Origin of the sequence: Brevundimonas sp. SL161, from assembly GCF_049896985.1 — a bacterium.
Classification (GTDB): Bacteria; Pseudomonadota; Alphaproteobacteria; order Caulobacterales; family Caulobacteraceae; genus Brevundimonas.
The window spans coordinates 13,764-28,671 of sequence record NZ_JAFCVJ010000011.1 but is presented as its reverse complement, the minus strand read 5'-3'; the positions used below and the strand labels follow the sequence as shown (position 1 = coordinate 28,671).

The 14,908-nt window shown below is 67.2% G+C and carries 12 protein-coding genes and 1 pseudogene; 6 read left to right on the top strand and 7 right to left on the bottom strand.

The annotated features are described in order from the left end of the window. Positions 1-4: 4 nt before the first annotated feature. The 4 genes and pseudogenes from ACP7AU_RS09580 to ACP7AU_RS09565 all read right to left on the bottom strand — a co-directional run bounded on the left by ACP7AU_RS09580 (position 5) and on the right by ACP7AU_RS09565 (position 4,662). The gene (locus tag ACP7AU_RS09580; protein WP_426051264.1) at positions 5-232 is read right to left on the bottom strand and encodes a hypothetical protein; all 228 of its coding nucleotides are present in this window, start codon (positions 230-232) and stop codon (positions 5-7) included. Next, a pseudogene (locus ACP7AU_RS09575) lies at positions 232-1,379 on the bottom strand (phage portal protein). Before ACP7AU_RS09575 ends, ACP7AU_RS09580 begins: the two are co-directional and overlap by 1 nt. A 204-nt stretch (positions 1,380-1,583) precedes the next feature. After that, positions 1,584-4,064 carry a PAS domain-containing protein gene (locus ACP7AU_RS09570; protein ID WP_426051263.1) on the bottom strand — a complete coding sequence of 827 codons (2,481 nt, stop codon included), beginning with the start codon at positions 4,062-4,064 and terminating at the stop codon, positions 1,584-1,586. A gap of 52 nt (positions 4,065-4,116) precedes the next feature. Continuing rightward, positions 4,117-4,662: a YcgN family cysteine cluster protein gene (locus tag ACP7AU_RS09565; RefSeq protein WP_426036751.1), complete on the bottom strand. Its 546-nt coding sequence runs from the start codon at positions 4,660-4,662 to the stop codon at positions 4,117-4,119. Here ACP7AU_RS09565 and ACP7AU_RS09560 point away from each other — a divergent pair. The 6 genes from ACP7AU_RS09560 (at position 4,661) to ACP7AU_RS09535 (ending at position 11,994) form a co-directional block, all read left to right on the top strand. Continuing rightward, a complete protein-coding gene (locus ACP7AU_RS09560) occupies positions 4,661-6,478 on the top strand; it encodes an ABC-F family ATP-binding cassette domain-containing protein (RefSeq protein WP_426036749.1) in 1,818 nt (605 codons plus the stop codon). The two genes, ACP7AU_RS09565 and ACP7AU_RS09560, sit on opposite strands and share 2 nt — an antisense overlap. An 884-nt stretch (positions 6,479-7,362) precedes the next feature. Beyond that, positions 7,363-8,397 (top strand): ABC transporter substrate-binding protein, encoded by a 1,035-nt coding sequence (locus tag ACP7AU_RS09555; RefSeq protein ID WP_426051262.1) that lies wholly within the window; start codon positions 7,363-7,365, stop codon positions 8,395-8,397. Next, positions 8,390-9,151: an ABC transporter ATP-binding protein gene (locus ACP7AU_RS09550; protein WP_426036745.1), complete on the top strand. Its 762-nt coding sequence runs from the start codon at positions 8,390-8,392 to the stop codon at positions 9,149-9,151. Before ACP7AU_RS09555 ends, ACP7AU_RS09550 begins: the two co-directional genes overlap by 8 nt. After that, positions 9,148-9,912 carry an ABC transporter permease gene (locus ACP7AU_RS09545; protein ID WP_426051261.1) on the top strand — a complete coding sequence of 255 codons (765 nt, stop codon included), beginning with the start codon at positions 9,148-9,150 and terminating at the stop codon, positions 9,910-9,912. Before ACP7AU_RS09550 ends, ACP7AU_RS09545 begins: the two co-directional genes overlap by 4 nt. A gap of 82 nt (positions 9,913-9,994) precedes the next feature. Beyond that, positions 9,995-10,885: a hypothetical protein gene (locus ACP7AU_RS09540; RefSeq protein ID WP_426051260.1), complete on the top strand. Its 891-nt coding sequence runs from the start codon at positions 9,995-9,997 to the stop codon at positions 10,883-10,885. Next, positions 10,882-11,994, top strand: a complete 1,113-nt coding sequence (locus ACP7AU_RS09535; RefSeq protein WP_426036739.1) for a DUF2336 domain-containing protein — start codon at positions 10,882-10,884, stop codon at positions 11,992-11,994. The genes ACP7AU_RS09540 and ACP7AU_RS09535 overlap by 4 nt, the downstream gene beginning before the upstream one ends. A 58-nt stretch (positions 11,995-12,052) precedes the next feature. Here the strand turns inward: ACP7AU_RS09535 and ACP7AU_RS09530 are convergent, their stop codons facing one another. The 3 genes from ACP7AU_RS09530 to cysK all read right to left on the bottom strand — a co-directional run bounded on the left by ACP7AU_RS09530 (position 12,053) and on the right by cysK (position 14,897). Beyond that, a complete protein-coding gene (locus tag ACP7AU_RS09530) occupies positions 12,053-12,460 on the bottom strand; it encodes a MucR family transcriptional regulator (RefSeq protein WP_425988274.1) in 408 nt (135 codons plus the stop codon). Positions 12,461-12,656: 196 nt separating this feature from the next. Further along, positions 12,657-13,874 (bottom strand): DUF2336 domain-containing protein, encoded by a 1,218-nt coding sequence (locus ACP7AU_RS09525; protein ID WP_426051259.1) that lies wholly within the window; start codon positions 13,872-13,874, stop codon positions 12,657-12,659. Between the two features lie 45 nt (positions 13,875-13,919). Further along, positions 13,920-14,897 (bottom strand): cysteine synthase A, encoded by a 978-nt coding sequence (cysK, locus tag ACP7AU_RS09520; protein ID WP_426036735.1) that lies wholly within the window; start codon positions 14,895-14,897, stop codon positions 13,920-13,922. Between the last annotated feature and the right edge of the window lie 11 nt (positions 14,898-14,908).

Below are 14,908 nucleotides of genomic sequence, written 5' to 3'. Positions count from 1 at the left end.
ACACTCACCGCATCTCCTCCAGCCGCGTCTCGATGCGCGCGACAGCAGCCCGCGTGCCGACGCCTTGTTCCTCCAGCCGGGCCAGCCGTTCGGCGACCAGCCGTTGCTCCCCGACCCGCACCTCCAGGGTCGCGATCCGCGCGGCCGCCCCACCGGCCCAGACCAGACCGCCGACAGTCTGGATCGCCAGCGCGACGCCCAGCGCCGCCGCCGTCTTCTTCAAATCATCCATCACGCGCCCACCCCTGCCATCCGGCGGCGCTCTTCGTCCGTAAGGAAGCTCGCCGCCGACAGCCGGGCCCACAGCGCGTCCCGTTCGGGCTGCAAGGCCGGCACGGCATCCAGGTCCGTCTCGACCCGGATCCCTTCAAACCGCCCGCTCAACCAACCGGTCAGCGCACCCGCCGTCTTCCGCGCCAGCGGGATCACCGTCCCTCTCCAGAACGCGGCATTGGCCTCGCGATAGTTGGCGTAGGTGGCGTCGCCGGGAATGCCGAGCAGCTGCGGCGGCACCCCGAAGGCCAGGGCGATCTCCCGCGCCGCCGCGTGCTTGCCAGCGATGAAATCCATGTCCGCCGGGCTCATCGACATTGGCTTCCAGTCCAGCCCGCCCTCCAGCACCAGCGGCCGCCCTGCGTTCGCGGCCCCCGCATGCGCCTCGCCCAGCTCCGCTTTGAGCGCCTGGAACTGCATTTCAGTCAGCCGCTCTCCGTCTTTCGACGAGAAGACCAGCGCCCCGCTCGGCCGTGCTGCATTGTCCAGCAGCGCCTTGTTCCAGGCGCCTGAACTGTTGTGCGCGTCGATCGCGAACGCCGCCGCTTCAGCGGCGAGAATCCGTAGTGATCGTCCGTCGGATGAAATAGCTTCAACTGCATCACCGGCATCCAGCCGTCCGCCTCCCGCCCGATCCTCACCGATCGTCCGCCGACCGCATATTCATAGGCATCGGGCCACCCCGCCCGCCCCGGCACGATCCGCACCCGGTCCGGCCTCAGGCTCCACAGTTCGCCGGGCGTCTCGTCGCCCACAGCCTCGACGTAAGCGTTGCCCGCCGTCTGGAGGGCGCCATAGACGCCCTCCAGCCATTCCGGCCCCGACTGTTCCGGGTTGGGCTTGGCCATCAGCCGCGCCACCGGATGCGCGTCGTTGCGCACGCCGTCGACGAACACGACCAGCGGCGCCGAGGCCGCCGCCTCCGCGATCATCCGGACGCAGCGGTAGGCTACGGCGTTCTTGCCGAACCCTTCCGCCGCCAGGCTGGCATAGTCGCGCGGCGTCCACCGCGGCCGCCCTGCGCCGGTCACCGCGATCAGAGGGCCGACGCGACTGTCCTTGATTTCGGGCGCGGCTCGGCCGACCCGCCATGGAAATTTCGGCATGGCTTCTCCCGTGGCCGGGGGCCCCGGCGTGAATTGTGGTGTGCGGCGGTCAAGCGTCCGTCAGAGCCCGGGGCTTCCCCCGACGGCTCTATCAGCGGCCGAAGCCAGTGCGTCGGGGGGCCGGGGTCTCACCCCGTTTCGTCCCCATTTCCGGCCATGCCCAAACTATAGGGGACCAGCGTCACAAGGCGCGTAAAACGGCTCTTAAAAGTTCCGGCCGTTGAAATCGCGGGCGGATTCGGCCGATCCGTTGATGGCTATCGCCGAACCTTCGACAATCACGCCACTCCGGCGTCGCTCTTGTCGACAAAGGGTCAAAGCGCCGGCGATGGCCCCGATCAGGTCGCCCATGTGGATCGGTTTTCCGACATGGCCGTCCATCCCGGCCCGCGCACAGGCCTCGATCTGCTCGGGCTGCACGTTGGCGGTCAGGGCAAGGATCGGTACGCTGGCCCTCGCTCCGTTCAGCGCGCGGATCGCCCGCGCCGCGTCCATCCCGTCCATCACAGGCATGTGCACATCCATCAGGATCAGATCGTAGTCTTTCCTGGATGCCGCCGCGACCGCCTCGGCGCCGTCGCACACCGCGTCCAGTTCGACACCCCACCCCGACAGGATGATCCGCATCAACTCGCGGTTGGCCGGTGCATCGTCAGCCAGCAGGATCCGCGTTCCGGGCTCCAGCACGATCACCTCGCTGACTGCCGCGTCCGCCGGGCGCTCGGCCTCAACCAGCGGGATCTCGAACCAGAAGGTCGAGCCCTCGCCCGGCCGACTGTCGACCCCGATCACCCCACCCATTAACTCGATCAACCTGCGCGAGATCGCCAGCCCCAATCCTGTCCCCCCATAGACCCGCGTCGTCGACGCATCGGCCTGGGTGAATCGTTCGAACAGGGCGGCGATCTTCTCAGACGCAATGCCGATACCGCTGTCGCTCACCGCGACCCTCAACTGCCCGCCACAGCGGCGCACATCCAACCGGATTTCACCCGAAACCGTGAACTTCACGGCATTGGACAGGAAGTTCAGGGTCACCTGCCGCAACCGGCCTTCGTCCCCGATGATCGCGACGGGCAGATCATCGGCGATCTCGACGATCAGACCCACGCCCTTGGCCCGGCATTGGGTCTCCACGATCGCCGCCGCGCCCCGTGCCGTTGTCGCCGGATCGAACGCAGTCGCGTCCAGGCCGACGGCCTCGGCTTCCAGCTTGGAGTAGTCCAGAATGTCGTTGATGACGCTTAGCAGCGCCTCACCGGCCGTCGCGATTCGCTCGGCATAGCGCCGTTCCGTCTCCGGTAACTCCGCACTCTCCTTCAGGAGGCCCGAGAAGCCGATGACGCTGGTAAGCGGCGTCCTCAGCTCGTGAGATATATTGGCCAGGAATTCGGACTTCACCCGCACCGCCGCCTCGGCCACGTCGCGCGCAGCGATCAGTTCTTCCTCCAGCCGCTTTGTCTCGGTGATATCCCGGACCACGTCATGGAAGCCGATCACCAGGCCTTCGGCGTCCCGGATCACACTGGTCCGGGCCTCGAACCAGCGCACCGACCCATTTCTGTGTACCCCACGATAGCGCACGCCTCGCGACGACTGCCCGACCGGCAGCCTCACCAGGGCGCGGAAACTCTCTGTGAGCGCTGGCACGTCTTCGGGCAGGATCATGTCGGTGACCGGACGACCGATCACCTCGGCCGGCGTCTTCCCGCTGGAGGCCTCAACAGAGGGCGAGACATAGGTGACGATCCCGTCCACCCCATAGGAGATGATGATGTCCGTGGCCCCGTCGGCCAACATTCGGTAGCGGGCCTCGCTCACGACGATCCGGGCATGCGCCGTTTCGACCTCGGTGACGTCCTGGAACACGCCATAGACCGCGACCGACCGGCCATCAGCGTCCCGCTCGACCATGCCACGCGAAATGACGATCCGCTCATCGCCATCGGCCCGGACAATTCTCAGCTTGAACTCATAGTCCTCGCCGGTGTCGATGCATCGCGTCACGGACGCCCTGACGACCTCGCGATCCTCGGGATGATAGAAACTCACCGCGTCTTGATAGCTCGGATCGAAGGTTTCAGGCGACGCGCCGTGGATCCGGTAGACTTCCTCGGACCACGACACAGTTCGGGTCGCCAGATCCAGGCGCCAGTTGCCGACGCCCGACATCTGCTCGGCCATTCGCAGCACGCCCAGTTGTTCATCGATCAACCGGGTCGCGGCGGTCTGGTCGAGGATGTCGCCGGCCATCCACGCCATCAGTTTGAGCGTGTCCAGCATCCGGCCGCTGGGACGCGGACGCGGCTTCGTGTCCAGTACCGAAAAGGCGCCGACCATCCTGCCGTCCGCCGTGGATATCGCTGCGCCCGCATAAAACCGGATCCCGTCCGGCCCGGTCACCATCGGATGGGTGTTGAAAGGAGCCAGCGCCGTGGCGTCCTCGACCACAAGCAAGCCGTCCTGGCCCATGGTCGTGACGACGTGCGACACGCTCTGCTCGCGCGGCATCGACGCCATTGAGATCGGCACATTGCATCGGAAGAACGTCCGGTCGCCGTCCAGCACGGACAGCATGATGATCGGCGCGTCGAAGATCGAGCAGGCGAGCGTCACCAATCGGTCGAACGCCGCCTGATCTCCTCCCTGAGTCGTCTCTTTCACCAACGCGCTCGAGGCGGTCATGTGCGGATCTCCGTCCTGCCGCGGAGATTGCCGTTGAGGTCCAAAGTTTTGGTTAGCGACCTCGGGGGTTGGCCGGCGCCACGCCCCGCTCCTCGATCCAGTCCGACGCATCGTGGTCGATGGCGTCCTCGGGCTCGGCCAGTTCCTCCTCGGAGATCGTCTGCCCCCGGATCGACACGCCGGCCGTATGCACGGTCTCCGGATCGCCCGACACCAGAGGATGCCAGTCCGCCAGACCGCGGCCCTCATGGATTCGCCGGTATCCGCATGACATCGGCATCCACGCCAGCGCCTGGATATTCCACGGCGTCAGCTTGATGCAGTCCGGCACATGCTCCTTGCGGTTCGCATAGTCGGTGCAGCTGCACAGCTGGCTGTCGAACAGCTTGCAGTGGACCCGTGTCGGGAAGACCTCGCCCGTATCCTCATCCTCGAAACGGATCAGGCAGCATAGTCCGCACCCGTCGCACAGGCTCTCCCACTCCTCGCGGGTCATCTGATCCAGGCGCTTCCTCTGCCAGAAGGGCTTGGGTTCGGGGGTCGTACGCTCTACATCCACGCGCTCCCCATACGCCTCTCCGCGTCCGAAAGCATCCATGGCCCCCCGCTCGTCTCCGAGACCTCCTCTCGTCGCACTGAAAGACGTCCGTCTTCAGGATGGCCCGCGTCCCCTGTTCGACGGTGTCGACCTGGCTATCGAGCCGCGCACCCGCTCCTGCCTCGTCGGCCGCAACGGCGCCGGCAAGTCCACCCTGATGAAGGTCGTCATGGGTCTGATCGAGCCCGACAGCGGAACCCGCTCGATCCAGGGCTCGGTCAAGTTCGCCTATGTGCCGCAGGAGCCGCTGATCGCCGGCGACACCCTGCTGGACTACGCCACCTCGAACGGCGCCGAGCACTGGACGGCGGAGGCCTGGCTCGAGACCTTCGGCATGGACCCGCACAAGTCCACCAGGGGCCTGTCCGGCGGCGAGATCCGCCGCGCCGCCCTCGCCAAGGCCTTCGCCGAAGAGCCCGACCTGCTGCTGCTCGACGAGCCCACCAACCACATGGACATCCTGGCGATCGAGCTCCTCGAGACGGAGATCATCAACGCCAAATGCGCCGCCCTGATCGTCTCCCACGATCGCGCCTTCCTGAACCGGGTCACGCAGTCCTGCCACTGGCTGGAAGGCCGCCGGGTCCGAACCTTGAACAAGGGGTTTGATGCCTTTGACGAATGGGCCGCCAAGACCATGGAAGAAGAGGCCATCGCCTTCCAGAAGCTGACCAAGACCATCGAGCGCGAGACTGTAACATTCTACAGTTCGATCACCGCCCGCCGGAGCCGCAACGAAGGCCGTGCCCGCTCACTCGACGCCCTGCGCGCTGAACGGGCGGAACAGGCGAAGGATCGGCCGCGCGAGATGCTGCTCGGCGTCGATTCCGGCTCCACGTCGGGCAAGCTGGTCGCCGACCTGAAGGGCGTCACCAAATCCTTCGGCGACCGCGTCGTCATCAAGCCCTTCACCAGCCGCATCATCCGCGGCGATCGCCTCGCCATCGTCGGCCCCAACGGTGCCGGCAAGACCACCCTGGTCAAGATCATGCTCGGCGAGCTGGAGCCCACAGAGGGCACGGTCAAACTCGGCGCCAGCCTGGAGACCGTCTATCTCGACCAGTCGCGCGACGGCCTGAAGTCCGACATGACCCTGTGGGACGCCCTGACGCCGGGCGGCGGCGACTCGATCATCGTTCGCGGCTTCTCGAAGCACGTCGCCGCCTACGCCAAGGACTTCCTCTTCACCGACGCCCAGTTGCGCCAGCCGATCTCGACCCTGTCGGGCGGCGAGCGGAACCGACTGCTGCTGGCCATCGCCCTGGCCAAACCCGCCAACATGCTGGTCCTTGATGAACCGACCAACGACCTCGACATGGACACGCTCGACAAGCTGGAAGAGCTGCTGGAGCAGTACGACGGCACCCTGATCCTGGTCAGCCACGACCGCGATTTCGTCGATCGCCTCGCCACCTCGACCATCGGCATGAATGGCCGGGGCGACATCGTCGAAACCCCGGGCGGCTGGACCGACTTCATCCGCCAGAACCCCGGCTTCCTGAAACCCCGGACCGCCGCTCAGGCCGGGTCGAAACCCGCGCCGGTCGTCGCTGCGCCCCCGCCGCCTCCCGCCGCCAAGGGCAAGCTGTCCTTCAAGGACCAGCACCGGCTCAAGGAGCTGGACGCCCTGATCCACGCCCTGCCTGTGGACATCGCCGGCCACCAGAAGCGCCTCGATGACGTCAACTTCTATTCCCGCGACCCGTCCGGCTTCGCCTCCACCATGAAGGCCCTGGAGGCTACCCAGCAGAAGCTTCACGCCGCCGAAGAGGAATGGCTGGAACTGGAAGCCAAGCGGGAAGCGCTGGCAGGATAGACCTGATCGTTTGAGGCGGAAGCGCTTCGCGCTTCTGTCGAAAGCGTGACTCAGGCTCTCGCTCATATCTGATGACGGTCCTGCCCTGGGCAAACGGATTCTGTGGACAATCCAGAACGCTGATCTGCCAACAGAAATCTCGTCCGTCCACAGAGGTTAACGCGGTTATGCACCGGCCCCGGGGCGATCCTGCACAGACCGCGCGAATCGACCCCTTGCTGGATCCCGCGTTTGGAGCGAGCTTGATCAGGCCGAGGGACACGGCGGCGCGGAAACCTAGGGAGACCGGGGTTTCAAGCGAATCGGTCCGGCTCTCTGACCAAGGGTTCCAAGCCACTTCGGTGGACGCGGAAAGCCCGGGCAGGGTCCAGGCTCCCAGCCTTTAGCGCTTCGGTGCGGGGGGACGGAGAACCAGACCGGGATCGATGGACGACGCGAGGGCCAAAAGCCCGGACGAGACGCCACCGGACAGGAGTCGCCAGGATACAGCCGACCGTCGCCGGGTTCGCCCGCCGGCGCTGACGCCAGGGTCCATAACCTCAATGGCCAAGTCCCAACCCGGACTTGGTGGGGGGACGTAAGCACCGGTTCGTCCGGACTTGCGTCCCCTCGCTCAATTCTGGGTCCTGGCGGCATTCGCGGGAAGTCTACGACCGGGCCTGACGCAGGCGTGTGCCAAATGTCAGCTCCTGGTCTTTGACATTAAAGCTTCAAACCCGACTCTACGGACGATCCAGACTCCAGTTTTCAGAGTTGCCCCCGACCGCTTCGGAAGCTTCGGAAGCTTCGGACGGTGTTTTTTTGGGCTTGGCCGTCCGGTCTGCCGCGTAAGCCGTCAATAGGTCACGCTTCCCTTGCAACCCCTCCGGCCCTAGTTTGCGGCGATGCAACGTCGCGCGACTCATTCCGTCGTCAGCCGCCGCCTCGTCCTTGCCGGCGGCGTCGCCGTCACGGTCACAGGCCTGGCGTCCTGCGGCAGCTCCGAGGCGCCTGTCGACGATGAGGGCCGCGTCCGTATCCGCTTCGCCACCGACTGGCGCGCCCAGGCCGAGCACGGCGGCTTCTATCAGGCCCTCGCCTCGGGCGCCTACGAACGGCGCGGCCTGAACGTCCAGATCATCCAGGGCGGCCCCGGCGTGAATGTGCCCCAGTTGCTGGCCTCCGGCGCCGTCGAACTGGGCATGGGCTCCAACAGCTTCATTCCCCTGAATCTCGTGGCGGAAGGCGCGCCGGTGAAGGCGGTCGCCGCCTTCTTCCAGAAGGACCCCCAGGTCCTGATCGCCCACCCCGACCCTGACCTGACCGGCATCGCCGACCTGGTCGGCCGCCCCTTCCTCCTGGCCGACGCCTCGATCACCGCCTTCTGGATCTGGCTGAAGGCCAAATACGGCTTCACTGACGACCAGGTCCGCAAATACAACTTCAATCCCGCCCCCTTCCTCGCCGACGAACGGGCCGTGCAGCAGGGCTATCTGACGAGCGAGCCCTACACGATCGAGAAGGAGGCGGGCTTCGAACCGCGCGTCTTCCTCCTCGCCGATGAGGGCTACCCCTCCTACGCCACAATGGTGATGTCGCCGGACGGGTTCGCCCGCGACAATGCGGCCGCCTTGCGCAGCTTCATCGCCGCCTCGGCCGAGGGTTGGCGCGACTACATCCGGGGCGACCCGGCCGCCGCGAACGCCCTGATCAGGAAGGCCAACCCCGAGATGACCCAGGACATCCTGGACCAGGCCCGCACCAAGCTCAGCGAGAACGGCATCGTCGATTCGGGCGATGCGGCCCTCTATGGCCTCGGGGCCATGACCGCCGACCGATGGCGGGCCTTCTTCGACGTGACCTCACAGACGAATGTCTATCCCGCCGACCTGCGCTGGCGCGACGCCTTCACCGACGAATTCCTCCCTGGCCGTGGCTGACGGGGACGGGGCGGCGGTCGCCGGCCTTTCAAACGTCAGGGTGGACTATCCCGGCCGCGCCTCGCTTGGTCCGCTGGACCTGACTGTCGGTCCGCGCGAGATCGTCGCTATCGTCGGTGCGTCCGGCGCCGGCAAGTCGACCGCGCTCCGCCTGCTCGCCGGACTCGAACACCCCGCCGCCGGGACGGTCGTTCGCCCCGCCGAACCCCTCCGCACAGGTTTCGTCTTCCAGAACCCGACCCTTATGCCCTGGGCCGACGCGCGCGCCAACGTCGCCCTGCCGCTGGAGCTGTCCGGCGTGCCTGCCGTCGAGGCCCGCCGCCGAGCGGACGACAGTCTCGCCGCCACCGGCCTCGGCGACCGCACCACAGCCCGTCCGCGCCAGCTGTCCGGCGGTATGGCCATGCGGGTCTCGCTCGCTCGCGCCCTGTCGGTCGAACCCGACCTTCTGCTGCTCGACGAACCTTTCGCCGCGCTCGACTCCATCACCCGGCGAGGCCTGATCGAGGACCTGCACCGCCTCTGGGCCGCCCGCCCCATGGCCATGGTCTTCGTCACCCACGACGTGGAGGAGGCCGCCTACCTGGCCGGACGCGTGGTCGTCCTGTCCCGGGCCGACGGCCGAGCCGTCGCCGATATCGCCATGCCCGGCGCGCTGCCCCGCCCCGAAGGCTGGCGAAGCGACCCCGCTCATCGCGCGGCGGTCGAGGCGGTCGCCGAGGCACTGGCGCGCTCGATGGAACTGGCGTCGTGAAACGCCACCTCATAGACGCCCTGCCCGCCCTCCTCCTGACCTCCGTCCTGCTGGCGATCTGGGAGGCATCGTGCCGCCTGCTGCATGTGCCGGTCTATTTCCTGCCGCCACCCAGCGACGTCGCCCGCGCCCTGGTCGAAAACGGCGCGATCCTTGCCGGCTCGGCCTTGCAAACCTTCTGGATGGCGCTGAAGGCCCTGATCGTGGCGGCCCTGATCGGCGGTGGTCTGGCGATCAGCGTCTCCCTCAGCCGCCCGGCAGAACGCGCCGTGGCTCCGCTGGCGGTTACGCTCCAGGTCACGCCGGTCGTCGCCATCGCGCCTCTGGTGCTGATCTGGTTCGGGCTCGACCATGCCGACCGGGCTGTCACGGCGCTCGCCGCCGCCATTGCCTTCTTCCCTATCTTCTCCGGCGTCCTGACCGGGTTGAAGTCCGCCGACCCGGATCTGGAGCGGCTGTTCGACCTCCATGCCGCCTCCCCGCTCCAGCGCCTGTGGCGACTGCGTCTCCCCTCCGCCCTGCCCTTCGCCCTGGAGGGCCTGCGCGTCGCGGCGGGTCAGGCGGTGGTCGGCGCCGTGGTGGCCGAGTTCGTCTCCGGCTCCGGCGCGGCACAGGGTCTCGCCTGGCGTCTGCTCGAGGCCGGGAACCGTCTGCGCACGGCCGAACTTCTCGCCGCCCTCGTCTGCCTCGCTCTTCTCGGCCTCTCGCTCAACGGCGCGACCCGGCTGATCGAGCGCCGCCTGCTACGCGACCGGGCCTGAAGTCTTTACGCATGTTAGCGCGGGGTTAAGCCCGGGCTGCCTAGGGTTTCCGCGACGTTCGCCTCGAACGGGAGCCCCGCCTTTGCAGCACCGCACCGCCCGAATTCTGACGCTGCTCCTGGCGACGGCGGGCGCGTGCCTCGCCGCCTCGGGCACCGAGGCCCAGTCCAATACCGACCCCGCTCCCGCGCCGGGCCGCTACCTGACCTGGGCCAACCGCCCGGCCAATACGACTCCCGCCAATGTCGTTGCCGAGCAGATTCGCGCCCGCAACGCCATGATCCCACGCCGCGTCGCGCCGTCACAGGCCCCTTACCGGCCCATGATGCAGCCAACGTCGGCGCCGCTGCCGGCGCCGCGCGGCCTGACCCCCGCCAGCGCCTGGCTGGCCCCCCGCGTCGCGCCCGCCTTCGCCCCGGGCTCACCTGACCCGATCAGCTACGCCACGACCGAGATAGCCTCCGCCCCGATCTATTCGCCACCCCCGCCCGCCCCCGTCGAGCACGCCGCGCGCGCTCCGGTCGAACGCGTCGCCGACGATCTCATGGCGCCCCGCCGCGACGCCCCGGTCTTCAACCTCCCGCGCCAAGGCTCGGCAACGCAGGCCCCGATGCCGCAAGAGGCGCCGTCACCCGTCGCCGACACCAGCGACCCCATGGCCCCGCGCCGCGATGCTCGCATCTTCCAGATGCAACAGGGCCAGCCCCAGGGTCAGGAACAGGCCTCGCTTCCTGCGCCGACCCAGGCCGCGCCCTCCGGCCAATCCTCGGTCCAGTCCGGCCAGTCGGGCGCCCGATACTATTCGGTGCACCGCGACGCGGGCCATCGCCCCGATCCCACGGTCCTGCCCGAACCCGTCTATTTCGACAGCGTCACCCTGGACCTCGCCGAACCGCCCGAGAACGAGCCCCTGATGCGGGACCCCCAAGGCCGCCGCCGAGCGGTTCCCAATGCCGATCCGAGCCTGCCATGACCGACGCCGCCTTCGCCCCGGTCGAGACCGGATCGCGCCTGCCCGATCTGATCGTCCTGGCCCAGGAAACCTCCAGCGAGAAACGGCGCGCCCTGCTGCGTGAGCTGACCGAGCATTTCTTCGGCGCCGGAAAGCGCAGCGCAGGCGAGGACGCCCTTTACGACTCGGTCCTGACGGACCTGACCGCCGAGATGGATACCGCCGTCCGCGCCGAGCTCTCGGCCCGATTCGCCCTGTCGCCCGACGCACCGCGCGGCCTGATCCGGCGGCTGGCGAACGACGAGGTCGCGGTGGCCGAAGCCGTCCTGCGCGCCTCCACCGTCCTCACCGACGACGATCTGCTGGGTGTCGTCCGCTCGAGGGGCCAGGCCCATCTGCGCGCCGTGTCGGAACGCGCCACCGTGTCCGAGGCCGTGTCCGACGTGATCGTGGAACGCGGCGACGACGAGACCCTGGGCACGCTTCTGCGCAACGACGGGGCCCGCTTGTCGCGCGCTGCGACCGAGACCGCTGTCGAGCGCGCCAAGGTCAATCCTGACCTTCATGAAGCGGCTGTCCAGCGCAAGGGCCTGCCCGCTGACCTCCTGAACGACATGTATTTCGTCGTCGAGGGCCGGCTGCGTCAGCAGATCCTCGAACAGAACGCCGCAATGGATCCGGTCCTGCTGGAAAGCGCGCTCGCCGCCGGACGCGCCCGCGTGGCCACCGGGGACGGCGCCCTTCCCGCCGACTACTCTGAATGCCTCGCCTATGTGGAAGAGCTGAAGGCGGCCAACCAGTTGAACCCGACCATGCTGGCCCGCTTCCTGCGTTCCGGCAGCCGGACTTCCTTCCTGATCGCCCTGGCCCAGCTTGCCGATGTGGACTTCCACACCGCCAGCCAGATCGTGGAGAAGAAGGAACTCGACGCCCTGGCGGTCATCTGCAAGGCCGCCGACCTCGATCGCTCCCTGTTCCTGACCTTCGCCGTGGTCATCATGGGCGGTGAGGACAATGCGATGGGCAAGGCCCACAGTTACGCCAAACTCTATGCCGAACTGCAGCGCGACGCCGCTCTCCGTACCCTCCGCTTCTGGCGAATGCGCCGAGGCACAGCTGCTGCGGCCTGAAACGGAAACGCCCGCCTCCTTGCGGGAGCGGGCGTCCTGATCTTCGAACTTTTTAAGACTACTTCTTGGCGGCGCGGGGAGCGGCGCGGGCGGGTTTACGGCCACCCTGGCCGAGGCCCATCTGCTTGGCCAGGTCCGAACGAGCCTTGGCGTAGTTCGGGGCGACCATCGGGTAGTCCTTGGCCAGGCCCCATTTGGCGCGATATTCTTCCGGGCTCATGTCGTATTTCGTGCGCAGGTGTCGCTTCAGCGACTTGAACTTGCGGCCGTCTTCCAGGCAGATCAGGAAATCAGGGCTGATCGACTTGCGGATTGGCACCGCCGGTTCCTTGACCTCGGGCTCGACCTCGACGACGCCGGTCGAAACCTGAGACAGGGCAGCGTGGATGTTGGAGATCAGCGACGGCAGATCGTTCGCCGACACGCTGTTGTTGCCGACATAGGCCGACACGATGTCAGCAGTCATTTCGAGCAGTTCGGACCGTTCGTCCAGTCTTGCAGCGTCCACGAGCGTTTCCTTGCCTAATCTTGCCGGACAGTGGCGATTGTGGCTTTGGGAAATACGGATGTTCGGCGATGAAAGCAATGCGCCTCCAGACATCGGGCGTCATAATGTTCCGGACAGTCTGGCGAACTATAGTCTCACTTCGATCCGAACCCGCTTAACGACCGAAGTTTTCCGCCAGCGCCATCATGGCCGCGCGTTCCGGCGTTGAATAGTCATCCAGCGCCAGTTCATCACCCTCGCGGATGGCTCTCAGCAGGTCCGGTGACAGGGCCGAGGACAGAGACCAGTTCCAGTAACGCAGCACCGTCTGGGCCCGATCGACAGCCAACATCTCAAAGGTGACCTGCACGCGGTCCCAGTCGGGATGGACCCGGCCGTCCGGCGTGGTCTCTGGGCGACGCACCGAGCGCCAGAGGTTCTGAAGATCGATCCGCGACATGCCGGTGGCCTTGCACAGGATGGCGAGGGGCTCTCCACCGACGTCGCCCATGATCTTGGCGCCGGTCAAAGGCTTGATGCCCGCCAGATAGGCGATCTCCGCCGCGACCTCGCGGTTCAGCCCCTCCCTCCCCGCGACAGTGACCGCGTGTTCCAGGCTGTCGTAGGGGCTCTTGTCGATGGCCGCACGGTTCCGCTGGCGGCGCTCAATAAATTGCAGGGCCTTCCTGGACACCGGATCCTGCCAGCCCTCCTCGGCGGCCATGGCGAAGACGTCCTCGACGACCTCCTGCATGACCTCACGACTGACGGCGAAACGCTGGAGGATGGTCTTCCTGTCCTCGGCCGGCGCCCACCAGAACATCACATAGGCGCCGGACGGACGAAGCTCGGGCCGGCGCAGCAGGTGGCCGCACAAGAGGGGCATCTGGCGGCTCAGTCCCACGATCGCCTCCACCCCGCTCTGCGACAGGCGGGCGGTGGTGTTGCGCAACAGGCATTCGAGAACACCCTGCTCGCCGAAGCCGATCAGGGTCTCGGTCACCACCTCGGTCAGGCCGCGGCGGCCTGCCATCAGGAAGCGGTGCTCCGGCCCCGTGTCCCGGGCGCAGGCGACCAGGTCGGCGTCGGTCAGCGACGCGCACTGCTCCAGCAAAAGCCCCGCGATCGCCGGTTCGTCCCTGAGCAGCATCCGCGCCAGGCTGTTCGGCAGTTCGGCCAGCGGGGCCAGTCGCGCCGCCACCCGCTGGCGTTCACGCGGAGCCGCCAATCTCAGCATCTCGACCAGCAGGTCGCCGGTCACCGCGCGTTCGAAGGCGTTCACCCGACTGCCCGGCAGGGAGACGACATCGGCCAGGCGCTTCAGCAACGCATGCCGCGCCCGGAAGGCCGGCTGCGGAGCCTCTTGGTCTGGAACGGGCGCCGGATCGGTCATGATGCCGCCAGCCTAGCGGTGGACGGGTTAACCGCCGGTGACGGCCTATAATCCGTCGAACAGTGCCGTCGACAGGTAGCGTTCGGCGAAACTGGGGATGATGGCGACGATAGTCTTTCCGGCATTCTCGTCGAGGGTCGCCAGGCGGAAGGCGGCGGTCAGGGCGGCGCCGGACGAGATGCCAACCGGGATCCCCTCGACCCGGGCGACCTTGCGCGCCATTTCGAAACTGTCCTCATTGGAGACCTGTTCGACGCCGTCGATGATCGAGCGATCGACGATCGAGGGGATGAAGCCCGCGCCAATGCCCTGGATCTTGTGCGGCCCGGGCTCGCCGCCGCTGAGGACAGGCGAGGCGGTCGGCTCCACTGCGATCATGCGGATCGAGGGTTTGCGGGCCTTCAGCGCCTGGCCAATGCCAGTGATGGTGCCGCCTGTGCCGACCCCGGCGACGACGATGTCCACTGCGCCCGCCGTGTCGTTCCAGATCTCTTCCGCCGTCGTGGACTTGTGGATAGCGGGGTTGGCGGGGTTGTCGAACTGCGCCGGGCTAACGGCGCCCGGCGTGCGTTCGAGCAGTTCGGCGGCCATGGCGATGGCCCCCTTCATCCCCTGCTCCGCCGGGGTCAGCACCAGTTCGGCCCCCAGCAGAGCCAGCATCTTGCGACGTTCGATCGACATCGACTCCGGCATGACCAGGATCAGGCGATAGCCCTTGGCGGCGGCCACGAAGGCCAGGGCGATGCCTGTGTTGCCCGAGGTCGGCTCGATCAGGACACTGCCCGCTGAGATCTTGCCCTCCGCCTCAAGCGCCTCGATCATCGCTACGCCGATCCGGTCCTTCACCGACGAGATCGGGTTGAAGAATTCCAGCTTGGCCAGCACCCGGGCCTTTGGCGAATACTCCGCGGACAGGCGCGGCAGGCCGACCAGAGGTGTGTCGCCGATGGTGTCGATGATCGATGCATAAACCTTGCCGCGGCCTTGGGTGGTGCGGCCGTTTGGGGCGTCGTAGTCGGACATGGGGGGGGGGA